Below are 25,895 nucleotides of genomic sequence, written 5' to 3' on the forward strand. Positions count from 1 at the left end.
ATGCCGTGCAATGACGTGCATAGGGGAGGGAACGTGCCTGATATCAGCGGGTGGGATGGATCGAAGCCCACCATGCTCATCATGGACAACGACCGCATGGCCTTGATGGCATTGCAGTCGATTCTGGCGAAGGCACTGCCCGACTTCGAGCTGCTGCCGCCGGTGAGCGAAGGCAGCAAAGCCATTCAGCTGTGCACGGCCACCAAACGCCCGCCTGCTGTGCTATTGGCCGATATCGCGATGAACGACATCAACGGCCCGGATGTGGTGCGTGCAATCCGCAGGGAAAACGCGACCACGGCGATACTGGCCATTACCGCCTCGATTGTGGGCCGACATGCCAAAGAGATGGCCCGGGCCGGCGCGCAAGGCATCATGAGCAAGAACGATGATGTGCGGTTGCAGGCCGTGGCGATTCGTCAGGTACAGGCCGGCAAAACATGGGGCGATGGTGGCGACGTGCGGTTCGAGACCGCGGCCGTTGCGTCCGCGCGCATCAAGGCCGAGAAGGACAACCGGCTGAGCGCGCGTGAGATGGAGGTTGCGGAACTGTGGTCCCGCGGCCGGACTATGCCGCAGATCGCCGCCGAACTGTCCATCACCGAAACCACCGTGCGCACGCATTTGATGCGTGCGGCCGACAAGCTCGGCGCCGGCAATCTCAAGGAACTTATCGGCGCATGGATTCGCATGAACCTGCACTGATGAAGGCGCCGATGGGTGTGTGGGGACACGGTAGAAGAAGCGCAAGGCGCATAAGGGGAGCGGCCCGGTGAAACGTCCGATTATCATTTCGCAGCATTCGTCATATTCGTATAGTCACGCCGACGGCAAGAAGCATCATCAGATTGATATCGATATAGAACTCAAGCATCCGCTGGCGATGTTCGGCCCGATCGGTGTGCTTGCGGTGGCAGCCATCGTCTATGCGGTGACCGGGTCGTGGCTGGTCACGGCGTCGGCGGCGCTGACGGCAAGCGTGCTGCTGGTATTACTGGGCATTGCGTTGCGCTGGCGCAAGCGCGTGGTGAATCAGGAGAACGAAAACGAGCAGATGGAATCGGCGCTGGCCGATCTGCGGCACGGCAACCAGCTCGCGATCGAACTGCACGACACGCTGTCCAATGATCTGACGTATATCTCGACCATCGCCCGGAATAATCTGGCCGCGCCAGCCGGCATCGATGGTGGCGACTGGCAGCGCGTGCTGGATCGCAGCCAACGTGCCTTTGCGGAGGTGCATGGCATCATCGATTTTCTGACCGAGCAGAGCGGAATGGACGCCGGCTTCCGGGACGAGTCCTTGCCGGTCGGCGGCACCGGGACATCTGAGGTGGCGACTGCAGAATCAGGGCAGGTTGATTCGCCGACGAAAGAATCCGCCCTGGCTCGTGACCCGGTAGGCGCCGGGAGCTGTCCAGCGATTGCGAATGAGGTGGTTGACAATGCCGTGCCCGAGAACGCCGGTGGCGATGACCGTACGCAATCCACAGCGGGCATGCCGCAGTCCTTCGTCACGCGTGTGAAGGCGCAGATCACCGATACCGAGGAGTTTCTGGAGGCGCAGGGCTATCGGGGGACGGCCGCGGTCAACGGCATCGCCATGGTCGTGGACCCCGAGGCGGCGGCCGAGGCGCTGTCGCTGATGACGGAGATCGGCACGAATATCCGCCGCCATGCACCGGCGGGAGATGATTCCTACCTGCTATTCGTCACCCTGTCTCCCGAATGGATTGAGATTCGCGAGACCAACGATATCCGTGACGATGCCGACGCGCAGAGTGGCCTGTCCGCGCAGGAGCGGTCGGGGCGTGGGCTGGCCATGCATCGCACCCGTGTGCAGGAGTTGGGCGGTGAATTGACCACCCGTTCGGATGATGGCACGTGGATGATTTACGTGCGTATCCCGTGCGTGCGGGGCTGATGGGGCAGAAGCTGCGATGTCCGGCGTCCGGCGCTGATTGTGCCCTGTCCTCACAAATGAGGACGACGACCGCAGCCATGTCCCCATAACCGAGGATTGCGGGTGTTCGGCTCGGCGGCGGCTCCCTATGGTGGCGTCCATAAGGACCAATCCCAGGGAGGGCAACGATGGCAAGTGATACGGAATTATGGCGGGGAACTGATTACGGATGGTGGCTGGCTGCGGACACGTCCGGTGCGGTCGGTGCCAGCCTGATCGCGTTCGCGGTGCCGCTGATGATGCTCGCCACGACAGGATCCTCTGCCGCCGCCACCACGACGGAAAGCATCTGCGTGGTGGTGCAGACGGTGCTGGGCCTTGCCGGCGGCGTGATTCAGGACCGGTATGATCGCCGTACGCTCATGCTGATCTGGGGTGCGTCCGGTGTGGTGCTCTCGGCGGTGGCGGCGGTGATGCTGTTCGGCAATGCGCCGAAGACGAGCGGCCATGGGGTTAACGGGGCAAACGCTCCGGCATTCGGCGGACCGTATGCCCACGTGCTTCCGATCGCGCTGCTGTGTATCGTCGTGCTGTTTTCGGTGCGCGATGGCCTGTTGGAGAATACGTCGAATGCCATGCTGCGTGGCGTGGTGCCGGATGAGCAGCTGCCGCACGCGATGGCGCTGAACGACGCCAGGGATTCGACGGTCACGCTGGCAGGCGGGCCGTTGGGCGGTCTGCTGATGACCGTGGGACATGCGGTGCCGTTTCTGACCAGCGCGGTGCTAAGTGTGCTGGGCATGGTGTCCGCATGGCGTATTCGCCGCTATTGGAAACGCGCAACTGTGGATGATAGCGGCCATTCAGGCAATGCCGATGATGCCGCCGATGATGCTATCGATGTTTCCGGTGCCATCACCGCTGCCCCACGCTGGCGCGACGCACTGGACGGCATGATCTGGCTGCTGCGCGACCGGTTCCAACGCCATCTCATCATCGCAGCGACCATGGTGACCGGTGCCAGCAATGCCTTCCTACTGCTGACCGCGCTGGACATCTCCCAAGGCGGCAGCCAGTTGATATCCGCCGGATTCATCAACGCCGCCTCCGCCGTTGGCATGTTGCTGGGCGCATTGATGGCCTCGCAACTGGTCAACCGTGTACCCGGCGGCGTACTGGTGGGTGTGATGTTCGCCCTGCTCGCCGCAGGATTCACCGGTGCCGCGTTGGTGCCCTCCATGGTTGGCAAGGCCATATTTGTGGCCTGCTCGGTACTGGCATTGCCCGCGGGCAACGCGGTGCTTGGAGGCCTCAGTAATACCCTGGTGGGCAAGGACAAGCTCGGCCGCGTTGGAGCGGGCAGCATGGTGTTGCAGTACGGTGCCTATGGCGTGGCCGTGGCACTCGCCGGCTGGGGTATGCAGACCATCGGCTACGGTCCGACCTGCCTGATTCTGGCCACTGTACTGGTAGCTGCCGCCGCTTACGCGCTGACGATGCGCAGCCTCATCACCCTACCCACGCCGGATCGCTGGGTCGAGCACATCCAGCGTTGGAGCATCGCACAGTTCTGATAAAGGGCATCCGATACCGGGCATCCGACGATTTACAGCGGTAGCAGATCACTCAGGTCGTCGCGCTCGCCGACCGCGCTGATGTGGCCGGCGTCCTTTTCCTCTGCCCACGTGGTGATGCCGCAGGCCAGTCGCAGCCAGACTTCCGGGTCCAGTTCGATGACGTCCGGCGGGGTCAGGTTATGCGGGTCCGATTCCGGGCCGTCCAGGATCTTGACCGCACCCCACGGCGCAACGCGCACCTCCACGCCGGGGCCGGGCGCGCGCCGCTCCAGCAGGAACAGCGAGTAGCGCACAGCCATCGCCCATACCGGGCGCGGCAGAACGGGGGAGGTGGTCAGGCGATGTGGTGTGTTGTCGGCCAGTTCCAGGGCTGCGGCACGCCATTGCGCCAGCGCGTCACGCCCGCGTTTCAAGTCCTTTTCCAGAATTACAGCCATGCGTTCTATCCTTGCACTGAGCCACGAAAGACGGCATTGTGCAAACGATGGCATACTGTGGGATGCGGAATGACGAGACATGTGATACTCTCTGACTGAGAACGTATGCAACAACTTTCTGCCAACGCTGTTACAGAGAGTTCATGCACACGTTTATGCGACGATACCAATCGCGCGGCATAATAAGCACGGGCACTTATCCCGGAAGGAAAGTCAGAATGACCGAAATTACCGCACCGAAGTCTCCCGTTACGGCGGAACAGTTCGCCGACGAGATTCGTGAACAACTGAAATACACCCAAAACGTCACCGCCGAGCAGGCCACTGCCGCCGACGTGTACGTCGCCGTCTCCAAGGCCGTGCGCAACCACCTCGCCGATTCTTGGTTCAAGACCCAGGCCGACACCGTCAACGGCAACACCAAGGCCGTCGGCTACCTGTCCGCCGAGTTCTTGATGGGCAAGCAGTTGGAGAACGCACTGCTGAACGCTGGCCTGACCGACCAGTTCGACAAGGCTGTGGAAGCCCTTGGCTTCAAGCCGAAGGACATCGTGGACGCCGAATACGAGCCGGGCCTTGGCAACGGTGGCCTTGGTCGTCTGGCCGCCTGCTTCATCGACTCTCTCGCCTCCCTCGGTGTGCCGGCCTTCGGTTATGGCATCCAGTACAAGTACGGCATCTTCAAGCAGAAGTTCGACGAGAACGGCAAGCAGGTTGAGACCCCGGATTACTGGCTGGCCAACGAAGAGCCGTGGGGTCACACCGACTACAACCGTGATCAGAAGGTCTCCTTCGGTGGCAAGGTCGTCGAAAACGCCGACGGCACCAAGACCTGGGAACCGGCCTGGTCCGTGCGCGCCGTGCCGGTGGACTACATGGTTCCCGGCTACAAGTCCCAGCGTGTGAACACCCTGCGCCTGTGGACCGCCAAGAGCTACGACGAGTTCGATCTGCTCGCCTTCAACCGTTCCGAGTACATGGACGCCGTGGCCCCGCAGGTCAAGGCCGAGAACATCTCCAAGATTCTCTACCCGGAAGACTCCACCAAGGTCGGTAAGGAACTGCGCCTCGAGCAGCAGTACTTCTTCGTCTCCGCATCCCTGCACGACGCCATCCGCGTCTTCTACCCGGGCCAGGACAAACCGGACCTGACGACCTTCCCGAACAAGATCGTCTTCCAGCTTAACGACACCCATCCGGTGATCGGCATCCCCGAGCTCATGCGCATCCTCATCGATGAGTACGGCTACGACTGGGATACCGCGTGGTCCATCACCACCAAGACCTTCAACTACACCTGCCACACCCTGCTGCCGGAGGCCCTTGAGGTCTGGCCGGCCAGCCTGATCGGCGAGCTGCTGCCGCGTCACCTCGAGATTATCGAGAAGATCAACGCGCAGTTCGAGGCTGAGCTCAAGGCCAAGGGCGTTGCCGCCGACACCATCAAGGACATGGCCATCTATACTGGCGACGCCGTGCGCATGGCTTACCTGGCCACCTACGGTGGCTCCCACGTCAACGGCGTGGCTGAGCTGCACTCCCAGCTGTTGAAGGACGTTACCCTGAAGAACTTCTCCGACGTCTACCCGGACAAGTTCACCAACGTGACCAACGGCGTGACCCCGCGTCGCTTCGTCAAGCTCGCCAACCCGCGCCTGTCCGACCTCATCACCGAGGGCCTGGGCACCGACAAGTGGGTCGCCGATCTGGAACTGCTCAAGGGCCTCGAACCGCTTGCCGCCGATGACGAGTTCGTCAAGAAGTTCGCCGCCGTCAAGAAGGCCAACAAGCACGCATTCGTGGGCTTCGCCAAGGACCACTACGGCATCGATATCGACGAGAACACCCTGTTCAACACCATGGTCAAGCGTCTGCACGAGTACAAGCGCCAGTCTCTGAAGATTCTCGCCGTAATCTCCACCTACGCCGACATCAAGTCCGGTAAGGTCAAGGCCGAGGACATCACTCCGCGCACCGTGTTCTTCGGTGCCAAGGCCGCTCCGGGCTACTACCTGGCCAAGATGACCATCGAGCTGATCAACAACGTTTCCCGCGTGATCAGCAGCGATTCGGCCGTCAAGGGCAAGCTCGCCGTCCACATGCTGCCGAACTACAACGTCGAGATGGCCCAGAACCTCATCCCGGCCACCGAGCTTGACGAGCAGATCTCCCAGGCCGGCAAGGAAGCTTCCGGTACCGGCAACATGAAGTTCGCTCTGAACGGCGCCCTGACCGTGGGTACGCTGGACGGCGCGAACGTCGAGATTCGTGAGCGCGTCGGCGCCGACAACTTCTTCCTGTTCGGCATGACCGTCGACGAGGTCGAGAAGAAGTACGCCGAGGGCTACAATCCCGCCTCCTACTACGAGGCCGATCCGCGCCTGAAGCAGGCCATCGATCTGGTGGCCGACGGCACCTTCTCCAACGGCGACCGCAACGCCTACTCCCCGCTCGTGGCCGACTGGCTGACCAAGGACTGGTTCATGACCCTGGCCGACTTCTCCGCCTACATGGGCATCCAGTCTGAGATCGAGGCCCTCTACGCCGATGAGCTCGAATGGAACCGCAAGGCCCTGCTCAACGTGGCCAACTCCGGCTACTTCAGCTCCGACCGCTCCATGGAGGATTACCTCGAGCGCATTTGGCACACCGCTCCGCTCGCGTGATTGCGGAGCGTCCTCGCGGCGTTGCTCCTCGGTCGACGTACCTTCGTACGCCTTTCCTCGGTGCGCCTTGAGGCCGCACGCGCAATCGCGCTCGCTCCGCTGGCTTGATACCTGGCTCCTGCTGGCGGGAGCTGGCTGGCAGAGCCAGACCGAGGGTGGTTTTTCTGTGACCACCCCCAGTCAGCTGTGCTGACAGCCCCCGCCAGCGGGGGCGAAGATCTAGCTAAACGCCAAAGGGCCCTGCAACCAACTTCATACGTTGGTTGCAGGGCCCTTCGTGTGTTGAAAGACTGTGTGGGCTATCAGGCCGCCTCAGCCGGAGCCTCAACTGCAGGCTGCTCGCCGTCGGCCTCGTCCTCGGCCTTGTTCAGGCCCAAGTCAACTGGCGAGGAGCTGTTCTCCCACGGCTCCTCCCACGGATCATAATCCGGGTTCTGCTGCTTGTAGATGTACAGGCCAACTACTGCTGCCAGTGCCGCGCCGAATAGCAGTGCGAAGAACTTCCAACCGTTAGAAGACTTGCTCTCCATGACGGCTCCTTTCTGTGAGGACATCTGGTCGGTATGCCCATTCAAACCGACTCTGCACCCCATTCTATGCCGTCGTTTGTGACGATTGGGTGGGGAACACCTATCGCATGTATTGCTCATGGCATAGTAGCTCCGAGCATCCGGCGCGTTGGATACAGTGGGCACATGCATATGCCTACCAAACAAGAAATCCGCTACCAATGGGAGCACGGCGGCCCGGTGATGACCTGGGCGCTGATTGCCGCATGCACAGCAGTATGGCTGGTGGAGGTACTGCTGGGTTTCTTGTCGCCGACGTTGCAGAACTGGCTGATCTACCGTGGCATGTTGGCACCAGCCACAATGTTGGCTGAACCGTGGGCCATCGTCACCTCGATGTTTCTCCATTCGCCCAACTCAATACTGCACATCCTGTTCAACATGATTGCGCTGTATTCGGTCGGCCCGGTGCTGGAACGGCTCATCGGTCACTGGCGATTCCTCGGGCTGTACATGATTTCCGGCCTTGGTGGCGCGCTGGGCGTGATGGTGTGGGCTGTCGTGGCCCCTGGCGGCCAAGGCTGGCAAACGGCCGCCTACGGGGCTTCAGGGGCGTTGTTCGGCTTGTTCGCCGCATTGCTGGTGGTATATCGCCGCATCGGGGCGGATATCCGTTCGATGCTGATATGGATGGCGGTGAACTTTGCGCTGCCGTTTGTGGTTGGCGGTGTGGCTTGGCAGGCGCATGTCGGTGGCTTTGTGGTGGGTGGCTTGCTGACATGGCTGCTGATCGGCGGCATCCGGCCTTGGCGAGGCAAAAGCCTTGCCTGGCGTATGCAGGTGTATGGCTGGTCGGTGACCGTGTTGGTCATCGCGCTTATCGTGGCGTGCAATTTTGCCAATCCATATGGCTGGATGTGGCGCTGATACCGTTGTGGATTCCTCCGGGGCAGTGTCCGATCATCTTGTCGACTTGTGCACAACTGTGCATGAGAGTGCATAAGACGGTGGATAACTTATGTGGATAAGTTGGCCATAATCCCGTAATTCAAGGGATATGTCTGTGGATAACTTAGGAAAGAGACGCGATGTTATCCAATGATTTCCCGCCTCGGCAACCGTTTGTGCACCGGTTATGCACCAAAAAGAGCCTGTTATCCACTAGTTATCCACTATGTTTTCCACATTCTGTGGAAAACTACACGCGTGTAATTCATCCACAGCAGGTGGATAACAATGTGGATAACTAGTGGATAACCGGTGGATAGTTGTGGGTAAGTGACTGCGCGAGGGCGAAGGAGGCCGGAGCGGCGGCAATTGCCATAATGGAACAACAATGTGCCGTACGCCGGATCTGCTGACAAAGGCGGCTCGGCACCCGTCGCAAGACAAAAACGCAAAAAGCCGGCCCTGCTCGCAAGCAGAACCGGCTTTCGTAATAAGACGATAGGCGAACTCAGCGCCAGCCCATAGTCATCAGGAAGCCAATCATAATCAGGGCGAAACCGATGGCAAGGTTCCAAGCGCCGATATTCGGAATCGGCCAGGAACCGGACGGGGAAAGGTAGTACACCACGCACCAAATCAGGCCAATGATCATCAATGCGCAGAATACCGGAACAAACCAACGCGGGTTGGACTTGGTGCCCTTGATGGTCTCCTCAACGCGCTTGGTGTTCTCCGCCTGACGGCTCATCATGCGCTGCATCTGCGGGGTCAGCGTGGCCTTGTCGGCAGTGGCGTTCAGGACAGCTTCGACCTTCTCCATGTCAACGCCGTAGTTCTCATCCTCTGCAGCGGTCTCGTCCGCAGCGTTCTCGGACTTGGCGGCATCGTCCGTGGCGGCCTCAGATGAGGTCTCGCCCTGCCAGTCCTTCTGGTCGTTCGAGTCGGTTTCGTGCAGCTCTTCGTCAGCCATCAGCATAGTCTCCATTCAGTAGGCTAAAAGTCATAATAGTGGCTACACTCGAAACCAGTAAACTCGCCGCGTATAAAGATGGGAAATCATGTCCAGGCACGTAGGCAAACACAGCACGAAGCGCTCTCTGCTGGGAGGCGTTGCGGTGTTCGTCGTCGTCGCTCTGACTGGTTTTCTGCTGAGCACCAACGTACGCGTGAACCGTACGGCGACCGTTACCAATGACACGGCAGATCTGGTGGAACAAGGCGTCAGCGAGGTCAACCAACTGCAGAATGACGTGAACGATTTGCAGCGGCAGGTGACCAATCTCACCGATGTGCTGGGTTCCGGCGACCGGAATGCCGGCGATCAAAGCAGCCAGGGAGACAGCAGCGACAACAGCCTTATGATGCCCGAGCTGGAGGGCGCTGGTGTTACCGTAACCCTCAACGATTCGCCGTTGTGGGAAACCGCAGTCAACAACAGCGGTTCGACCACCAACATCAACGATTACGTGATTCATCAGCAGGATGTGGAATCCGTGGTGAACGCGCTGTGGGCGGGCGGCGCCGAGGCGATGATGATTATGGATCAGCGCGTGCTGTTCAATTCGGCCGTAATCTGTTCCGGCAACGTGCTGTCCATACATGGTAAGAAATACGCGCCGCCATTCACCATCTCGGCCATCGGGGATCAGGCCTCCATGCGCAAGGCGCTGAACGATTCCGAAGCCATCACCATTCTTAAGCAATATGTGACCGCATTCGGCATCGGCTACAAAGTGGAGAACAAGGACGATCTTAATTTTCCGTCCACCGCGGCCTTGCTGCAGCAGCTGAAATATGCCACGGTGAATGAGACGCAGTCCAAGGACGAGGAGAACGCCCAACAATGAGGCACGGCAACCATAGCAGCGACGCCAGCATCGCGATGGATAATGTGCCTGCATACGCAGCGGGCGCAGGCAGTGCCGCATCAGTGCAGCCATCGCGCGGCGGTGACTCGCGTCGCAGGCCATCCGCTCCGAGGCGCGGCGCATTATGGCAGGTGCTGGGCATCATTGCGGAACTGTTGCTGACCGCCGCTGCGATATGCGCGCTCTATATCGTCTGGCAGATGTGGTGGACCGGCGTGGAAGCCGAACAAGTCCAGAATGAGACCACGCAATCCGTGAATTGGTCCGACCCCAGCAACAACGGCGGTGATGTCAAGGTGGCCGAGGCGCAGGAAGGCGATCCGCCGGTCCAGCCCGAAAAACCGGCGTATGGCGATCTGATCGCACAGGTGTACATCCCTCGTTTTGGTTCTCAGTGGCACCGCAACTTGGTGGAGGGCACCACGCTGGAGCAACTGAACCGGCACGGTCTGGGGCACTATCAAGACACCCAGATGCCTGGTCAGGTCGGCAACTTTGCCGTAGCTGGCCATCGTAATGGCTACGGACAGCCGCTTGGCGACGTGGACAAACTGCAGGAAGGCGACCCGATCATCATCCGTACCAAGGATTACTGGTACGTCTACCATTACACGCGCCATAAGATTGTGCCGCCCACCGACATATACGTGATTGCGCCCAACCCGGAGAACTCCAGCGTGGAGCCCACCAAACGCATGATCACCCTGACCACTTGCGAGCCGAAGTACAGCACTCCGACCCACCGATGGATCAGCTATGGCGAGCTCGCATATTGGGCCAAGGTGTCTGATGGCGTGCCCAAGGAACTGACCACCACCGATTCGTCCGGTGAGGTGCGTTTTGCCACCAAGGAGACCCCGTCCCTGGTTTCCAAGATCGGTTCTTTGGACAAGGTGGTGTATGGCGCACTGGGGGCATGGCTGATTCTGTTCATTGCCGCCGCCGTGGCCTGGCGCTGGCCGGTGCTCAAGGCGATTCGTCTGGGCGAACGCCGCCGCCCTGATGCCAGCATCTATGGCACGCTGCTGCGCTTGCAGCCAGGCGTGGCGCCAATCCGCTGGCTACTGCTGGCTGTGCTGCTGTTTGCCGGTGCCGCGGCCCTGTTCCAGTGGGTATTCCCCTGGGCGGCCGCCAACATCCCGTTCCTGCAGCAAATGTCGAACTTCGTGGTGTCCAACTAGACCGTGCGCATGTTCGGGTGCAAGCACGGCAAAGCGCTGTAGTATGGCTTGCAGCATAGGTTTTTCAAGGAGAGCAGTATGACCGATTCCGCACGCATCCTGGTGGTGGATAACTACGATTCCTTTGTATATACGATTGTCGGTTATCTGAAGACGCTTGGTGCCACGGTCGACGTGGTGCGCAATGATGCCATCGATCCCGCCGCGCCCGGTGTTCTGGACGGCTACGACGGCGTGCTGATTTCCCCCGGCCCTGGCGCTCCCGCCGAATCCGGTGCCAGCGAGGATATGATTCGTCTGTGCGCAGCCACCGGTGTGCCGATGTTCGGCGTGTGCCTGGGTCTGCAGGCGCTCGCTGAGGTCTATGGCTGCACAGTGGATCATGCGCCCACCATCATGCACGGCAAGACCAGCTTGGTGGAGCATATCGATGATGAGATTTTCGAGGGCGTGACCAACCCGATGACCGCCACCCGATACCATTCGCTGGCCGTTGAGCCCGATTCGGTGCCGGATACGCTGCAGGTCACGGCATGGACGCAGGATGACCACATCATCCAAGGCGTGAGGGTCAAGGACAAGCCGATGTATGCGGTGCAGTTCCACCCGGAATCCGTGATGACGCAGGATGGCTACCGTCTGCTGGCCAATTGGCTGAAGGTGTGCGGGCAGGATAACGCCGTGGCTAAATCCGCCGGATTGCAGCCCAAGGTCACGAAGTAACGAGTAATGATTGACCCCCGCTAGCAGGTATCGCTAGCGGGGGTCAATGCTCATCATCGGTCGCGAGACGGGCTATTGCCCGTTGTTGGTGTTGCCACCACTGCTGTTGTTGGTATTGCTACTGGCCCCAGCCTTGGTCGTGATGGTGACAGTCGAGCCTTCATCGACCTGCGAACCGCCAGCCGGATCGGTGCTGACCACCACTGCGTTGTTGTCGCTTGGTCCGCTGACCTGTACAGTGAACCCGGCTGCCTCCAGCGTGAGTTTTGCAGTCGCGTAGTTGGTGCCGGCGGCAATGGTCGGCACGGTGGCCTGCTTTTTGCCGGCGGATACCCAAATGGTGATGGTGCCGCCCTGTTCGATGGAGGAACCGGAGCCGGGCTCCACGCGGGTAATCGATCCGGCAGGCACCGAATCGGAATTCTCGGATTCCACGGTGAAGTTGAATTTGTCGTTGTACTGCTGCAGCACGGCATCCTTTGCCTGGCCCACCAGGTTGTTCGGCACCTTGGTCATGCCGGTGGACACCCACAGGGTGATCGACGAGCCCTTGGTGGCGGACTGCCCGTTGGCGGGATCGGTGCGGGTCACCAGATCCTTGGCCACGGAATCACTGTCTTCGGTCTTGACCACGGAGTTCACTTCAAAGCCGGCATCCTTGAGGATATTGCGGGCCTCATCCTGAGTGCGCTTGGAAACGTCCGGAATGGAGATGGACTGCGGTCCGGCCGAGAACCATACCTGCACCTTGGAACCCTTGGCCACCTTGGTGCCGGCCTTGGGGCTCATTCGCGTGCATGTACCTTCCGGCTCGGTGGAATCGGTGTCACGCTTCTCCACCATCGTCAATCCCGCCGCCTTGAGCTTGGCGTCCATGCCGTCCTTGGATGTGGATGCGGTGCATTCAGGTATGGCGATCAGCTCTTCGGTGGACGTATGCGACCCGTTCATGGCAAACGCTACGCCAACCACGATGGCGACAACCGCGATTAATGCCACAACCACACCAATAATGATGCGCTTGCGCTTCTTGGCCTTGGCCGCAGCCGCACGCTGCTCGGCACGCGACTTGACGTTTGCGGCATTGGTGCCATTGGTGGCCGAGATCTGCTCGAATTGGCCGGTTACCGGATTGAATGCCTGCGTAGGCTGCTGAGGCTGTCCCAGAGCTGCGGTCGGCAGGTCGCGCTCGGCATCCCTGCGGGCCTTCATGTTGGAGAGGTCGGTCAGGGGGTTGAACGCAGCTGCCACCGGAACGCCGCCGTTCATATAGGTCAAGACATCGTTCTTGAACTCGGAAGCAGTGGCATAACGGTTCTGGCGATCCTTGGCCATGGCCTTGGCGCAGATCGAATCCCACATCTTCGGCAGGCCCGGCACCACGGCGGAAGGCGGCGTGGCCACCTCGGAAACATGCTGGTATGCGATGGCCACGGCGGAATCGCCGGTGAACGGCGGGCGGCCGGTCAGCATCTCGTACAGCACACAGCCGGCGGAGTACAGGTCGGAACGCATGTCCACGGTCTCGCCGCGTGCCTGCTCGGGGCTCAGGTACTGTGCGGTGCCCACCACGCCCTGCGATTGGGTCATGGTGGCGGCCGAGTCGTCCAGTGCGCGGGCGATGCCGAAGTCCATGACCTTGACCACGCCCTGCTCGGAAATCATGATGTTGCCGGGTTTGATGTCGCGGTGGATGATGCCCATACGATGCGAGTAGTCGAGGGCGTTTAGCACGCCGAGCATTACCTGCTCGCAGTCGCGCTGGCTCAAGGCGCCGTTCACCTTGATGATGTCGCGCAGGGTCTGGCCCTTGACGTACTCCATCACGATGTACGGCAGATGCTCCACGTCGCCGTTATCGGCGGTGACCGTCTCCTCGCCGGAATCGTAGATGTTCACGATGTTCGGGTTGTTCATCTGCGCGACCGCGTGCGCCTCACGGCGGAAGCGGGCCAGAAATATGTCGTCGTTGGCCAGATCCGCGCGCATGATCTTGATGGCGACGGTGCGCCCCAAGCGGGTGTCGAGAGCGACATGGACTTCAGCCATGCCGCCGCGGCCAATGAGCTGGCCGAGCTGGTATCGGCCATCGGCCAGTGCAGTAGGCATATTGCTGCTCATTGCTTATTCCCTCCCAATAATGAGGCCGGAGCCTCCATAACGATGCGCGGTGTGCTCGACACCCTACGGGGCAGACGGCTACCGGACGTGATCATGGTGCTGTCGGTCATTTCGGTCTGCTGGTCAAGCAGACGACGTTCGATGCGGGCCAGTGTGCGGGACACCACCAGAGCGTCCTTAGGACGGTCCAGCGGATCTTTGGCCAGCATGGACATCACGAATTCACGCAGCTGGATATCCACAGAATCGGGCAGCGGAGGCACGGCATTGTTCACGTGTGCGGCCGCGATATCCACCGCAGTGGCACCGGTGAACGGACGGTGGCCGGCGAGCCCTTCGTAGGCCACCACGCCCAGAGAATAGATGTCGGATTGCGGCGTGGCCTGCTGGCCCTGCGCCTGCTCAGGCGAAATGTACTGCGCGGTGCCCACCACCATGCCGTCTTGGGTGATCTGACCCTGGCCGGTGGAATAGCTGACGCCGAAATCGGTGATTTTCACCTCGCCGCTATCGGAGACCATGATGTTGGCCGGCTTGACATCGCGGTGAATCACGCCGTGCGAGTGTGCGATGAACAGGCCGCGCGCGGTCTGGATGAGAATGGGCAGCAGTTCGATGGGATCCATCGCGCCCTTCTCGTGGAACAAATCGGCCAACGACTTCGAGGGCACGTATTCCATAATGAGGAATCCGATGCCATCATGCTCATAGTATTCGAACAAGGCGGCGATGTTCGGATGCGCCAGGTTGGCGGAGTTGTGGGCCTCGGCACGCAGACGGCGAAGCTTGGCCTCAGCATTGGTCATGTCCGAACGCAAAGCCTTGATGGCCACCTCGCGTCCGAGCTGGATGTCGTAGCCTTTCCAGACCTCGCCCATGCCGCCCTGCGCAAGGCGCGCGTCAAGGCGGTATCGGCGGTGAATGAGCTGTCCTTCGATGAGTTTCATTGCTGCAGCGCCTCCTGAATCATCGCGCGCATAATCGGGCCTGCGGCGAACGAACCGTACAAATCTGTGTTATGCACCAGCACTGCGACGGCAATCTGCGGATTGTCTGCCGGCGCGAAGCCGATAACCCAGCCGTCGATGCTGCTGTTATCGATGCCGATTTGTGCAGTACCGGTTTTTGCGGCCACAGATATGCCATTGATGGCAAGCGTCGGGTTGGCCTTGGTAACCACGCTTTCCATCATGGTGGTGAGCTTGTCTGCAGTATCCTTGCTAAACGCCTCGGCCATGACCTGCGACTTGGTTTCGGAAAGCACGGTCAGATCGGAGGCGCGTACGCGATCCACCAGGGTGGGACGCATCAGCTTACCGTCATTGGCGATGGCCTGGGCGACCATTGCCATCTGCAACGGCGTGGCCGTGTTGTCGCCTTGGCCGATGGAGGCCAATGCCAGTTTGTCGGCGGTGGAACTGGACGGGAACGTCGATGCGGTGGCTGTCATCGGGGTGCCGGTGTTCTCGGTGCCGTCAATGGTAATGGTGCTGCCGAAGCCAAGCTTGGTGGCCATATCGCTGACCTTGTCTTGTCCCAGAGCCACGCCAAGCTGGGCGAAAGCGGTGTTCGAGGACCAGGTAATCGCGTCCTGCAGCGAAATCTTTCCGTCAGTGCCGTTGGCTTGGTACACGGAGTTCGGCAGCTGGGTGTTGGTGCCGGGAAGCGTGTATGAGCTGCCTGCCGGAATCTGCGTATCCGTCTGGTAATCGCCGGTTTCCAGCGCGGCGGATGCCACGATGGTCTTGAACGGGGAGCCGGGCGGGTACAGCTGTGAGGTGGCGCGGTTGATCAGGGGGCTATCGCCGCCTGCCGCAAGCTCGTTGTACGTCTTGGCGGCGGCAGCGGAATCATGGGTGGCCAGCTGGTTCGGATCGTAGCTGGGGGTGCTCACCATGGCAAGGATGCGGCCGGTTTTCACCTCGATGGCCACGGCGGCGCCGTCCCTGGTGCCGAGCTGGTCGTACGCGACCTGCTGGATCTTGGGGTTGATTGACGTCTCGATGGACGCGCCTTGATTGGCGCTGCCGGTCAGCATGGCCTTGGCGCGCTGCCAGATCAGCGAGTCGGCCTCGCCGCTAAGCAACATGCTGCGCGAGGCTTCCAGGCCGCGATCCGCAGTCTGGTTGATGGAGAAGAATCCGGTGACCGGTGCGTACAGCGGTCCATTCGAATAGGTGCGCTGGTACTTGAATGCGTCATTTACCGGCTCCGATTGAGCCATTACCGTGCCGTCGGAGGCCAAAATGGCGCCACGATAAGCGCCAAGCTGATGGTAGAGGGCACGGGCGTTGCGAGAGTCGTTGTTCAGCGTGCTGGAGCTGATGGCCATGATGATGGTAGATGACAGGCCGAGTACCACGAACAGAGCGATGACGGCGGTAAACAGCTGGCGCAGGTATTTGTTCATGCGCGTTCACCTCCGTTGGATGTGTCGATGGGGAAGTTCGTCTGGATCTGCGGCACCGGTGGGGCAGGAGGCATGGATGGCACCTGGGGCACCGAGGGAAGGACCCCGGTACGGACCGTGTACTCGGGTTCCTCAGCGGTGTTTGGAATCTGCGGGTCGTTTGCTTCCTCAGACACGTCGTGCGGCGTGGCCGAGGCTACACGCGGGCGGACAATGGGCTCGGTGGCGCGTGCGCGGGCCTTAAGCTCCTTGTTGCGCAACGCCGCAAGCGCTTCATGCTGGAAGGTATCTGAAGTCAGCTCAGGCTCCGGCTGGTTCGCCGAATTGGAAATGACGATAAGCAACGCCGCAAGAATGTAGTTGGCGATAAGACTGGAACCGCCGGCTGCCATATATGGCAGGGTCAGGCCGGTAAGCGGAATGACGAGCGTGATGCCGCCGACCACGGTGAATACCTGGAAAGCCATGGTGAACACCAGTCCGGAAGCAAGCAGCTTGCCGAAACCGTCCTTGATTTTCATAGCGACGATGAAGCCGGAAGCGATGATGATCAGGTAGAGCATCAGAATAGCCATGACGCCCACCAGGCCGAGCTCCTCGCCGAGGGAGGCGTAGATGAAATCGGAGTTGGCGAAGGTGACCAGAGATGGATGTCCCTGGCCCAGACCGGTACCGATCATGCCGCCAGATGCCAGGCCGAAAATGCCGGTGACCAGCTGCCAAGAGCCGCCGGGGGACTTGGTGTACTGTTCATTGCTGAACGGGTGCAGCCATGCATCGACTCTCGAACCCACATGGCTGAACATGCTTGCGGCCAGCATCGCGCCTGCGGCAAAGGTGATCAGACCGATGACGATCCAGCTTTTGCGGCCTGTGGACGTGTACAGCATGGCCACGAACATGGCGAAGAACATGAGCGAGGTACCCAGATCGTGTTGCACGACGAGCACTCCCATCGAGGCGATCCACACCACGATGATAGGGCCTAAGTCCTTGATGCGGGGCAGCTGCAATCCCAGCACCTTTTTGCCGCCGACAGCCAGCTGATCGCGATGATCGAAGAGATAGGCGGCAAAAAAGAACGCGAGAAAAAGTTTGGCGAATTCACCGGGCTGGAAGCTGCCGAGGCCTGGAATGCGCACCCAGATACGAGCGCCGTTGATCTCTGTGCCGATAACCGGCAGCATGGGGGAAAGCAGCAGTATCAGACCCACCACCATCGACACGTAGGAAAAGCGCCTGAGAACGCGGTAATCTCGCAGGAAGACGATGATCAGCGTCGAAAGCACCAAAGCAACGTACAGCCATATGATCTGGCGCTTGGCGATATCCCATCCCTCGCTCTGGTCGATGCGGGCGATCATCGTGATGCCGGTGGCGGTGAGCAGCAGTACGCACGGCATGATGGATTGGCTGGCATACGGCTGGAAGCGGGCGGTCAGCCCACAGAACACGAGGAACAGTGCGGCCGCCGCGCACAACATGATGGCGTATTGCACGGGGAATGCGCCGGTGGTGCGCTGGAACATCTGGATGAACGCCAGCGCGCTGATAGCCACGGCAAGCAGGAGCAGCGCAATTTGGCGGAAACGGGTAGCGATCATTGCGATCCTCCCGTGGTGGCGTCGTCGGCTGCCCCAATGCCGGACTCGGACTTGTTGGTATTGCCGGAAGTGGACGAGTTGGATGAGCCTGACGAGTTGCTGGATGTGGACTTCTTGGCCTGCTCGCTCTCCTGCTGCTTCTTGAACTTGTTCATTTCGCTACGAATAATGCCCACATGCGATTGGGCCTCGTCCAAGGAGCCCACCGAAATACCCCGATTGAGCTGATCGCGCCAAGTCTGCGGCAGATTCGACACGGTAATCGAGGTGCTGGAAACCTCATGAGACAGCGCCAAGCCGAACAGATTAGTAGGTACGCCTTGGTAAATAGCCACTTTGCCGTTGCTGTTGCCGACGTAATACCGGGTCTGGCTCCACATGTACGTGCCGGTGCCGGCACCGAACAGCACCGCCACAGCCAGAAGAATGGTGATGACTATGGCCAATCGGTTCCGCTGATGCTTGGCACGTGTGGCTTTCTTCTGCTCCACGTGCTCGTCCCTGATGGCCTTGGCCACCTCGGGATCGTTCGGGTCCGCGGAAAGACGGCCGTCAGGCTTTTGCACTACCGGAATTTCGCCAGTATCCGGGTTATCGCGCTCGCCGGTCTCCTCGCGGACGGCGGAGGGCTGCACCACACGGGTGGTGGATGGCTCCGCGCTGGCTGGCGCTGCATCGTTATGTTGCGTGTCCGCTGGCTGCATCAGTGCCGCAGCGCGTTTGGCGGGCGAATGATCGTCCCTCAGCGCAGGGGCGGTGGCCACCGGTTCGTTGACGATATCGGCAATCGGCTCCAGGCTGCGGCTGGCTGCGCCGCCCACCAGCGGGGTCTGATGTGGCAGATCGAAGGCGTCGGCATCCAAAGCCAGCGTGGCGTCCGCAATCACGGCGGTGACGTTGTCGGTGCTGCCGGCGCGTAGGGCCATCTGCACCAAGCGTTGCGCGCATTCGCCTTGATCGGCCAATGCGGTCATCGTCTCTTTGATGGTGGAGTCTTCCAGTACGCCGCACAGGCCGTCGGAGCACAGCAGCCAGCGATCCACGGGGTGGGCCTTGCGAATGGAGATGTCCGGGTGCGGGTCGATGTCGAAATCACCGAGCACGCGCATAACGACATTGCGTTGCGGATGGTTCTTGGCCTCCGCAGGTGTGATGCGGTCGGTGTCGATCAGGTGCTGAACATAGCTGTGATCGCAGGTAATGCGGCTCAGGTGGCCGTCGCGCAGCAGGTATGCGCGGGAATCGCCGATATGCGCCACTACCCAGTAGCCGGCGACCAATGCCACTGCAGTGACGGTGGTGCCCATGCCGGCGAGCTTGCGTTCGCGCTTGGCTTTGCCGACGATGGCGTCATGCGCGGCCATAACGGAGGTTTCCATCATGCGGGAGATGACCTCGACATCACCGCCGGTATCGTCCTGCTCAATATGAGCCAGAGACCGGATGGCGATGGAAGATGCCGTGTCGCCGCCGGCATGACCGCCCATACCATCGCAAATGGCGATCAGATGCTCGCCGGCGAAGGAGGAATCCTGATTGTTCGCACGCACGGTGCCCACGTCGGACACAGTGGTGGAATACAGGAACAGCGGTTGTGAAGCGGCGGAATTAGGCATGCGGCTACCTCAGTTCAAAGGTTGTGGCGCCGATGCGCACGGGGACGCGAGCGGGCAGAATGGTGGGCTGGCTGATGCGCTGCTGATTGACCACGGTGCCGTTGGTGGAGTTCAGATCTTCAATAGCCCACTGGCCGGAACTGGGATCGCGATAGACGCGGGCGTGGTGGGAAGACACGAATTCGTCGTCTAAGACCACGGTATTTGACGCGGCGCGGCCCAAGCCGATTTCGGCTCCGGTGAGTGGCACGGAACTGCCGGCCAGCGGGCCGTCAATAATCACCAGCAAAGTGGGGTTGACGTTTCCGGAGGCAACCGGCGCGCTGGACGAAGTGGCACGGGAGACCGGTGCTTGTGGCGCCTCGGCCTTCTCCTTGTGCATCTCTCGTTCGCGGCGACGGCGAGAACGAGAGATGCGCGGGCTGAACGTCTCGATGTCTTTGTGCAACGAACGTACCGCCAGCCATATGAAAACCCACAGTAGGATGAGGAATCCATACTTGAGCAGGGCGAATGTCAGTTCGGTCATAGATAGATGACTTTCGGGCGGGGCGCTCGACTACTCCTGCGCTTGCGCGGAGGCCCAGTACAGGATGCGCGTGCGGCCGATGGTGATGGTGTTGCCGTCGAGCAGCGTGGCGGCGGGAACCTGATGGCCTTCCACGTATGTGCCGTTGGTGGAACCAAGATCGCGCGCGATTACGCCGTTGTCCGTGATGTCGATTTCCAGATGCTTGCGGGAGATGCCCGGATCATCGATGACGATGTCGCAGCCGGAGCCGCGGCCGATCATCGTCTTGTCTTTGGTGAGCAGGTACTGGTTGCCGTTGACCTCGAGCACGGGGCTGTCTTCGGTCTGGGTGTCTGTGGTGACAGGCACGGCGTTGCCCTGCACGGATTCGGAGGCGAGGTTGAAATTGCCCTTGGACAGATCCAGGTCTTCTTCAAAGATCACTACGACCGGGCCCACGAAGGCATAATGCTGGCTCTTGGCGTACTCGGTGAGGTTGTCGGCAAGCTCGTTGGCCAAAGTTTCGCTGCCCCATGCTTCGATGCGGTCGAAGTCCGGAGTGCTCAGCTTAAAACGGTATTCATTCGGGGCCACCGTGCGGTCACGGCCCACAGGCATGGCTTCGGCATCAATTTCACGCTCCAGCGCACTGGAGAGGTCGACAGGCTGCAGGTCTTTGGAGCCGAATTTGGCGAATACTCCGTTGACTGCACCCTCCACGCTTTTTTCAAAACGGTCGAGAACGCTCATAGTCCTCCCTTTCTAATCTTCACCTATCCTACGCGGCTGTAGGAATATGGGGGGTAAAAACAGGCCCGTTTGCCGGCGATGAGTGCAAAATTTCCAAAAAATAGACAGGAAAAGAGGGCGTGATGTGTCGTTTGGCACATCTCAGTGGGGTGGAACAGCCAGTTTGTGGCGGGTGCGCCCCACTACTGGCCTCTCAGCGGTGCAAAATATCCAGATGCTGGCGGTTTTGCCCTGCTGGGGAGCTGCCAGTGGGGCAAAACCACCAGTTCGTGGTGTATTGGCTTCGCTGAAAGCGTCTCAGTGGGGCAAATCTTCCAGTATCTGGTAAGACGTCTCCACTGAGGGCTTGCTGGTGGGGTCAACTTGCCATGTACTGGCAGAATCGCCCCACTGAGTATGTTTCAGTGGGGCGGAACAGCCAGTTCATGGCGGTTTTGCCCCACTGGAGGGGATTAGGACAGCGCCTCGCGTAGGAAGTCGCGCTGGAGTGTGAGCAGATTCTCGGCCACCGTTTCGTCGTTGGTCATATGGGTGATGCCCGTCAGCGGCAGGAAGGTATGCGGACGGCCTGCTGCCATCAAGGCTTGCGAGAGACGCAGGCTGTGGGCGATGGTGACGTTGTCGTCGGCAAAGCCGTGGATGAGCATCAGTGGGCGTGTGAGCTTCGGCGCGTCCTGAACGATGCCGTTGCGGTAATACACGTCCGGGTCGAGGCCCAGATAACGCTCGGTGTAGTGCGTGTCGTACAGCGTCCAGTCGGTGGGCGGGGCACCGGCGCAGGCGGCCTTGAACACGTCGGGTGCGTCCAGCACGGCCAACGCGGAGAGGAATCCTCCGTAGGACCAGCCGATCATGCACACCTTATCGAGGTCGGGCATAGGAATTGCCTCCCGCTTGCGGGAGGTGGCGCAAGGCGCCGATGGACGGTTCTCAGCCTTGGCTAAATCGCCCTCGGTCAACTGCGTCGAGAGTCCCCGGTCGGCGTTCAGCTTGGCGATGGCCTCGGGCAGAGCGTTGACGGCCTCGACCTGATCGGCCAACGTCACGTCCTTCATGTTTTCGAAGATTTCGCGATCCCAAGCCGGGCCGCGACCGGTGGTGCCGCGATTGTCTGCGGTAACCACCAGGAAGCCTTGATCGGCCCACCACTGGCTTTCCCAGTAGAACAACTGCGAGGCGATGACCTGCTGGAATCCTGGGCCGCCGTACGGCTTCATCAGCACCGGCAGCTTATCGGCGTGCGCGTAAGGGCTTTCGGGGCTTGGCGCGATAATCGCCGTGTACATCTGGTGCTCGCCGAGGCGTGTAAAGGTGACGTTCGGCGTGAATCCGGGTTCGGCAGCGGTGCTGGCGATAGTGGCTTCTGCTGGTCCTTCTCCCTGGGAGGAACTGTCGGCCGTAGGGAGATTGAGCGGAGTCTCGGTCGTCACCGGTGCGCTCCCCTCAGTCCGCTTCGCGGCCAGCTCCCCTCGGAGAGGGGAGCCAAGGATGTGGAACATCTGAGCATTGGCATGGGTCATGTCGCGACCGGAAACGACCATGCCGCGCTCGGCGCGCGAGGCGGTCCACTGGCCAGGCACAGTGGTCACGGGTGTGATATCGCCGCTGTAATCGATGCTCACCACGTCGAAGCTTCGAGCATCATGCCCACCAATCATGGACGCGATGGACTCGTCGGATGCGCCGGCACCGTTGGTGGTGCCGTCGTCATCGCTGGACTCGGCCCATGCGGGCGGCACCTCGGGGGCGATCTCCGGCGCGCGCTGCACTACAGCCAGCACGTCGGTATCAGTCACATCGAGCACAGTGCGCACATTCCAGCCGGCGGGCGTGAACGGCCGGCCATCCACGGTCAGACGGTTGGTATCGGTGCCCATGTCGTTCAACGAGCACACCAGACGGCCATCTGTCGTGTAGGCGGGCGTGCCATGAATCAGATCGATCCATTGCTCATTCGCATGCTCCTCAAGTACGCGGGTGGCGCCGAGCGTCGGGGCGGACGATGCAAATGAAGAGGTCTCGCCGATTTCGTTGTCGCCGCCGAACTCCACGACATCAGTTTCCACAATCCTCTCGCTCTGATCGGCACTGGCTGCCTGAGCCCAAGTGGCGGCAACGTCATCGCTCAGCGCCTCCGGCTCTTCGGCGGTCTCAACCGCCACCTCGAGCACCTGATCGCGGGTCTGGCGGCGGTTCTGCACCAGCACCAGAGGATCATGGCCGCGCTGCCAATTCACGGCAGCCACATATTCGTAGGCTTCGCGATCCCATGTCACATCAGCATTGCCGGTGATGCCGGCGTATCGGTGGTTCTCATCGAACGCAAGGCTGATTACGGTCAGATACACATCGGCATTGCGGGTCAGCGCGCGCGGGTAGCGGCGACCGGTGGCAGCGGTCTCGGGATTGGCCGGATCGCTGATGTACCAGGTCGGTTCATCGGCGGTATCAAAGGACTCGAATAGCACATGCTGCGAATCCGGCGACCACCAGAAACCGTCATAGCGATCCATCTCTTCGCCGGCCACAAACTCGGCCAAACCAATCTTCCAGGTGTTTTCAGCTGGGTTGCCGTCCTCGTCCTCCACACTTACGCCGTAGATGGCGGTGATACGGTCGGTGAGCGGCTGGTCGCCGTCCTCCTCATCGCCGTACAGGCCCTCACTCAGCGCGGATTCCTCGGCATCTGCCTCTACTTCAAAGCCGTTGTCCAGCTCACCTTCGGGCACTTCGAACGGTTCACCCTCAGCCGGCCAATCGCCAATGTCGACCAGCATCAAGTAGGTGCCGGTGGTGTACAGCACATGCTCGCCGTCTGGGGCGATGCACGGGTTGAGCACCGGCGTATACATTGCCGGATCCTCGTCCAGCCATTCGCCGGCCAGCTCGCGGGTGCGACTGGTCGGCGCGCCAGTTGCAGCATCGTTGCCAATCTCCGTCAGAAACAGCCGACCATTGATGGTGAACACCACGCGATCACCATCGGCGTCAACGGAATAGCTCACGATGCCAGTGCCGCCTTCACGGGCACGTTCGCGGCGTGCTTTCTCCTCGGCCGGCACATTTTCGCTATCAGCGGTAGCGCCCAGTAGCTCACGCGGATCGGTCAGCTTGGTTTCGTGATGCTCGCTCGAGTCATCAAACCAACTCAGCCACAATGCGGTGACGAGATCCTCGGGGCCGTCGGAGCGCAGGAACAGCGCTCGCGAACCGTCGCCTATGGTTTGCGCGGAACGCGGGGCTCCGCAGGTGAAGCGCAGCGTACGTGCCCTGCGACGAGGCAGATTGGCGATTGCATCGGTAACATCATTGGTTTCGCTCATGCTTCCAACCTACGCGCTTGTACGGTCAGGGGGAGTTGCTGCCGGCAACGAAGCAATACATCGGTTCGTTCACAATTTTGCCTTGCTGGCGGCTTCTCAGTGAGGCATTTTGTCGGCTGGTCCGAGGTTTTGCCTTGCTGGCGGCTTCTCAGTGAGGCATTTTGTCGGCTGGTCCGAGGTTTTGCCTTGCTGGCGGCTTCTCAGTGAGGCATTTTGTCGGCTGGTTCGAGGTTTTGCCTTGTTGGCGGCTTCTCAGTGAGGCATTTTGTCGGCTGGTTCGAGGTTTTGCCTTGTTGGCGGCTTCTCAGTGAGGCATTTTGTCGACTAGCTCGAGGTTTTACCTCGCTAACGGCCTCTCAGTGAGGCAAATCATCGACTGGTCCGAGGTTTTGCCCACCGCAACAGGTGGTGGGCGATAAGAATCCGCTCCGGCAGGCTTGCTGGCCGTAAGATAGTGGATATGCAGGTGACGATGATCGACGAAAACAAGTACGCCGAAACGATGACGGACGTGGTGCTGCCCGCCCTCGAGCAATGCCGAGATGAAGGCTGGTACGATCCGTCCGCTGCCGAGCGATCGGCTGGTATTGAGCCGCTTTCCGGCATTATGGATACAGGCGGACGCTCTGGTCAACTGCACTACTTGTGCTACGACTCGGCCAAGTTCGACGCAATTCGCGAGCAAGGCGCCACCGCCACCTTCCGCGGGGCCATCGTCATCAGCCACGGGTTCACCGAGTTCGCGGAAAAATATGACGAGCTGGTCTGGTACTTCCTGCTTGCCGGCTATTCGGTATGTGTGCTCGAGCATCGTGGGCACGGCAAATCTTCCCGCGACGTCGAGAACCCATGCATGGTGTGGATCGATGATTGGCGCCGATATGTGGCCGATTTGGCCGGCTTCGCCGAAACCATCGGCCAGCAGTACGCGGCCGGCATGCCGCTGAACCTGTTTTGCCACTCGATGGGCGGCGGCATCGGCGCACTGGTGCTTGAGCAGTATCCGACCTTGTTCGACAAGGCGGTGCTCTCCGCCCCGATGATCGCCCCCGCCACTGGTATGCCGTTGGGCGTGGCCCGTGTGCTGGTCGGCGCGCTGTGCGGTCTGGGGTTCGGCAAAAAGCGCGTGTTCGGACAGTCCGACTTCACCCCGGAATTCTCCATGGAAGGCAACGAGGGCGCCTCCGAGGCGCGTGAACGCTGGTATTTCAAACTGCGTTGCGAGAACCGTGAGTATCAGACCTATTGTGCGGCCTTCGAATGGGTGCGGCAAGCGCTGAAGATGAACCGGGCTGTGCTCAGCCCCACCGCCTGCGCCGAAGTGGAGACGCCAGTGCTGCTGTTCCAGTCCGGGCGCGATATCTGGGTGCTCAACAATCCGCAGAACCGTTTCGTCCAACTGGTCAAGGACGGCGGCGGCGAGGCGGACATGGTGCGTTACCCTGAATCGCTGCATGAGATTTTCTCGATGCCGAACGCCATCTACAAGCCGTACCTCGAGAGAATCCTGAGCTTCTACGACGATCCGATGATTGCCAGCGCCACGTACTGATTGAGTGGAATATATCAGAATTTCACTGTGGGTAAAACTCCGGAATGATTGCCGCGCTCTGGAATTGGGTGAAGTGAAGGTCAAAGGTTGAGAGCCCGGGAGGGTTCCGGAACCGGCCACGATAACCGTTGCCAGCCCGTGATACGGGTTGACGGCTGGTAGCCAAGCCGATTCTCTCCTAATCGAGGAGTACCGA

Annotated in this window: 19 protein-coding genes and 2 pseudogenes; 9 read left to right on the plus strand and 12 right to left on the minus strand. The window is 60.6% G+C overall.

Translation table 11 applies throughout. The features are described 5' to 3' along the window. Window positions 1-33: 33 nt before the first annotated feature. From NBH12_RS08915 to NBH12_RS08925, 3 genes are all read left to right on the plus strand, one after another. The gene (locus NBH12_RS08915; protein WP_250819379.1) at window positions 34-705 is read left to right on the plus strand and encodes a response regulator; all 672 of its coding nucleotides are present in this window, start codon (window positions 34-36) and stop codon (window positions 703-705) included. Window positions 706-772: 67 nt separating this feature from the next. Continuing rightward, window positions 773-1,924 carry a sensor histidine kinase gene (locus NBH12_RS08920; protein WP_052828697.1) on the plus strand — a complete coding sequence of 384 codons (1,152 nt, stop codon included), beginning with the start codon at window positions 773-775 and terminating at the stop codon, window positions 1,922-1,924. A gap of 167 nt (window positions 1,925-2,091) precedes the next feature. Beyond that, window positions 2,092-3,477: an MFS transporter gene (locus NBH12_RS08925; RefSeq protein ID WP_080783923.1), complete on the plus strand. Its 1,386-nt coding sequence runs from the start codon at window positions 2,092-2,094 to the stop codon at window positions 3,475-3,477. 32 nt (window positions 3,478-3,509) lie between these two features. Here NBH12_RS08925 and NBH12_RS08930 read toward each other — a convergent pair whose 3' ends face one another. Continuing rightward, window positions 3,510-3,917, minus strand: a complete 408-nt coding sequence (locus NBH12_RS08930) for a sterol carrier family protein (protein WP_025220969.1) — start codon at window positions 3,915-3,917, stop codon at window positions 3,510-3,512. A gap of 218 nt (window positions 3,918-4,135) precedes the next feature. Between NBH12_RS08930 and NBH12_RS08935 the strand changes: the two genes are divergently transcribed. Beyond that, window positions 4,136-6,583, plus strand: coding sequence for a glycogen/starch/alpha-glucan phosphorylase (locus tag NBH12_RS08935; RefSeq protein ID WP_250819380.1), 2,448 nt, complete (start codon window positions 4,136-4,138; stop codon window positions 6,581-6,583). A 302-nt stretch (window positions 6,584-6,885) separates the two neighbouring features. Here NBH12_RS08935 and NBH12_RS08940 read toward each other — a convergent pair whose 3' ends face one another. Beyond that, the gene (locus tag NBH12_RS08940; protein ID WP_015438212.1) at window positions 6,886-7,113 is read right to left on the minus strand and encodes a hypothetical protein; all 228 of its coding nucleotides are present in this window, start codon (window positions 7,111-7,113) and stop codon (window positions 6,886-6,888) included. 165 nt (window positions 7,114-7,278) lie between these two features. Between NBH12_RS08940 and NBH12_RS08945 the strand changes: the two genes are divergently transcribed. Then, entirely contained in the window at window positions 7,279-8,019 is a 741-nt protein-coding gene (locus NBH12_RS08945; RefSeq protein WP_250819381.1) for a rhomboid family intramembrane serine protease, read from the plus strand. A gap of 529 nt (window positions 8,020-8,548) precedes the next feature. Here the strand turns inward: NBH12_RS08945 and crgA are convergent. Further along, entirely contained in the window at window positions 8,549-9,016 is a 468-nt protein-coding gene (gene crgA / locus NBH12_RS08950; RefSeq protein WP_025262649.1) for a cell division protein CrgA, read from the minus strand. Between the two features lie 82 nt (window positions 9,017-9,098). Here crgA and NBH12_RS08955 point away from each other — a divergent pair, with 82 nt between their 5' ends. The 3 genes from NBH12_RS08955 to NBH12_RS08965 all read left to right on the plus strand — a co-directional run bounded on the left by NBH12_RS08955 (window position 9,099) and on the right by NBH12_RS08965 (window position 11,812). After that, window positions 9,099-9,887: a DUF881 domain-containing protein gene (locus tag NBH12_RS08955; protein WP_052792190.1), complete on the plus strand. Its 789-nt coding sequence runs from the start codon at window positions 9,099-9,101 to the stop codon at window positions 9,885-9,887. Next, the gene (locus tag NBH12_RS08960; protein WP_250819382.1) at window positions 9,884-11,089 is read left to right on the plus strand and encodes a class E sortase; all 1,206 of its coding nucleotides are present in this window, start codon (window positions 9,884-9,886) and stop codon (window positions 11,087-11,089) included. The genes NBH12_RS08955 and NBH12_RS08960 overlap by 4 nt, the downstream gene beginning before the upstream one ends. Window positions 11,090-11,167: 78 nt before the next feature. Then, entirely contained in the window at window positions 11,168-11,812 is a 645-nt protein-coding gene (locus NBH12_RS08965) for an anthranilate synthase component II (protein WP_052822194.1), read from the plus strand. Between the two features lie 72 nt (window positions 11,813-11,884). On the opposite strand, the gene pknB is transcribed toward NBH12_RS08965, so the two are convergent. The 9 genes and pseudogenes from pknB to NBH12_RS11025 form a co-directional block, all read right to left on the minus strand. Further along, window positions 11,885-13,933 (minus strand): Stk1 family PASTA domain-containing Ser/Thr kinase, encoded by a 2,049-nt coding sequence (pknB, locus tag NBH12_RS08970; protein ID WP_250819383.1) that lies wholly within the window; start codon window positions 13,931-13,933, stop codon window positions 11,885-11,887. Continuing rightward, entirely contained in the window at window positions 13,930-14,880 is a 951-nt protein-coding gene (locus tag NBH12_RS08975; RefSeq protein WP_025299450.1) for a serine/threonine-protein kinase, read from the minus strand. Before NBH12_RS08975 ends, pknB begins: the two co-directional genes overlap by 4 nt. Further along, window positions 14,877-16,343 (minus strand): peptidoglycan D,D-transpeptidase FtsI family protein, encoded by a 1,467-nt coding sequence (locus tag NBH12_RS08980; RefSeq protein ID WP_250819384.1) that lies wholly within the window; start codon window positions 16,341-16,343, stop codon window positions 14,877-14,879. Before NBH12_RS08980 ends, NBH12_RS08975 begins: the two co-directional genes overlap by 4 nt. Further along, a complete protein-coding gene (locus NBH12_RS08985) occupies window positions 16,340-17,947 on the minus strand; it encodes an FtsW/RodA/SpoVE family cell cycle protein (RefSeq protein WP_003832543.1) in 1,608 nt (535 codons plus the stop codon). Before NBH12_RS08985 ends, NBH12_RS08980 begins: the two co-directional genes overlap by 4 nt. Then, the gene (locus tag NBH12_RS08990) at window positions 17,944-19,563 is read right to left on the minus strand and encodes a PP2C family protein-serine/threonine phosphatase (RefSeq protein ID WP_250819385.1); all 1,620 of its coding nucleotides are present in this window, start codon (window positions 19,561-19,563) and stop codon (window positions 17,944-17,946) included. Before NBH12_RS08990 ends, NBH12_RS08985 begins: the two co-directional genes overlap by 4 nt. 4 nt (window positions 19,564-19,567) lie before the next feature. Then, window positions 19,568-20,092, minus strand: coding sequence for an FHA domain-containing protein FhaB/FipA (locus NBH12_RS08995; RefSeq protein ID WP_025299452.1), 525 nt, complete (start codon window positions 20,090-20,092; stop codon window positions 19,568-19,570). A 30-nt stretch (window positions 20,093-20,122) separates the two neighbouring features. Further along, window positions 20,123-20,824 carry an FHA domain-containing protein gene (locus NBH12_RS09000; protein WP_003827932.1) on the minus strand — a complete coding sequence of 234 codons (702 nt, stop codon included), beginning with the start codon at window positions 20,822-20,824 and terminating at the stop codon, window positions 20,123-20,125. A 452-nt stretch (window positions 20,825-21,276) separates the two neighbouring features. Then, window positions 21,277-22,815, minus strand: a pseudogene (locus NBH12_RS11165) (prolyl oligopeptidase family serine peptidase); the annotation flags it as partial. 117 nt (window positions 22,816-22,932) lie between these two features. Beyond that, window positions 22,933-24,147 (minus strand): annotated as a pseudogene (locus NBH12_RS11025) (DPP IV N-terminal domain-containing protein); the annotation flags it as partial. A gap of 460 nt (window positions 24,148-24,607) precedes the next feature. On the opposite strand from NBH12_RS11025, the gene NBH12_RS09010 reads away from it, so the two are divergent. Further along, entirely contained in the window at window positions 24,608-25,699 is a 1,092-nt protein-coding gene (locus tag NBH12_RS09010; protein WP_003832535.1) for an alpha/beta fold hydrolase, read from the plus strand. The last annotated feature ends 196 nt before the right edge of the window (window positions 25,700-25,895 follow it).

Origin of the sequence: Bifidobacterium sp. M3-N-101 (assembly GCF_023656805.1) — a bacterium.
Lineage (GTDB): Bacteria > Actinomycetota > Actinomycetes > Actinomycetales > Bifidobacteriaceae > Bifidobacterium > Bifidobacterium breve.

Coding starts and splice junctions, on each gene's coding strand:
- NBH12_RS08925 (WP_080783923.1), top strand. CDS start 2,092: ATGGCAAGTGATACGGAATTATGGCGGGGAACTGATTACGGATGGTGG.
- NBH12_RS08930 (WP_025220969.1), bottom strand. CDS start 3,917: ATGGCTGTAATTCTGGAAAAGGACTTGAAACGCGGGCGTGACGCGCTG.
- NBH12_RS08935 (WP_250819380.1), top strand. CDS start 4,136: ATGACCGAAATTACCGCACCGAAGTCTCCCGTTACGGCGGAACAGTTC.
- NBH12_RS08940 (WP_015438212.1), bottom strand. CDS start 7,113: ATGGAGAGCAAGTCTTCTAACGGTTGGAAGTTCTTCGCACTGCTATTC.
- NBH12_RS08945 (WP_250819381.1), top strand. CDS start 7,279: ATGCATATGCCTACCAAACAAGAAATCCGCTACCAATGGGAGCACGGC.
- crgA (WP_025262649.1), bottom strand. CDS start 9,016: ATGCTGATGGCTGACGAAGAGCTGCACGAAACCGACTCGAACGACCAG.
- NBH12_RS08955 (WP_052792190.1), top strand. CDS start 9,099: ATGTCCAGGCACGTAGGCAAACACAGCACGAAGCGCTCTCTGCTGGGA.
- NBH12_RS08960 (WP_250819382.1), top strand. CDS start 9,884: ATGAGGCACGGCAACCATAGCAGCGACGCCAGCATCGCGATGGATAAT.
- NBH12_RS08965 (WP_052822194.1), top strand. CDS start 11,168: ATGACCGATTCCGCACGCATCCTGGTGGTGGATAACTACGATTCCTTT.
- pknB (WP_250819383.1), bottom strand. CDS start 13,933: ATGAGCAGCAATATGCCTACTGCACTGGCCGATGGCCGATACCAGCTC.
- NBH12_RS08975 (WP_025299450.1), bottom strand. CDS start 14,880: ATGAAACTCATCGAAGGACAGCTCATTCACCGCCGATACCGCCTTGAC.
- NBH12_RS08980 (WP_250819384.1), bottom strand. CDS start 16,343: ATGAACAAATACCTGCGCCAGCTGTTTACCGCCGTCATCGCTCTGTTC.
- NBH12_RS08985 (WP_003832543.1), bottom strand. CDS start 17,947: ATGATCGCTACCCGTTTCCGCCAAATTGCGCTGCTCCTGCTTGCCGTG.
- NBH12_RS08990 (WP_250819385.1), bottom strand. CDS start 19,563: ATGCCTAATTCCGCCGCTTCACAACCGCTGTTCCTGTATTCCACCACT.
- NBH12_RS08995 (WP_025299452.1), bottom strand. CDS start 20,092: ATGACCGAACTGACATTCGCCCTGCTCAAGTATGGATTCCTCATCCTA.
- NBH12_RS09000 (WP_003827932.1), bottom strand. CDS start 20,824: ATGAGCGTTCTCGACCGTTTTGAAAAAAGCGTGGAGGGTGCAGTCAAC.
- NBH12_RS09010 (WP_003832535.1), top strand. CDS start 24,608: ATGCAGGTGACGATGATCGACGAAAACAAGTACGCCGAAACGATGACG.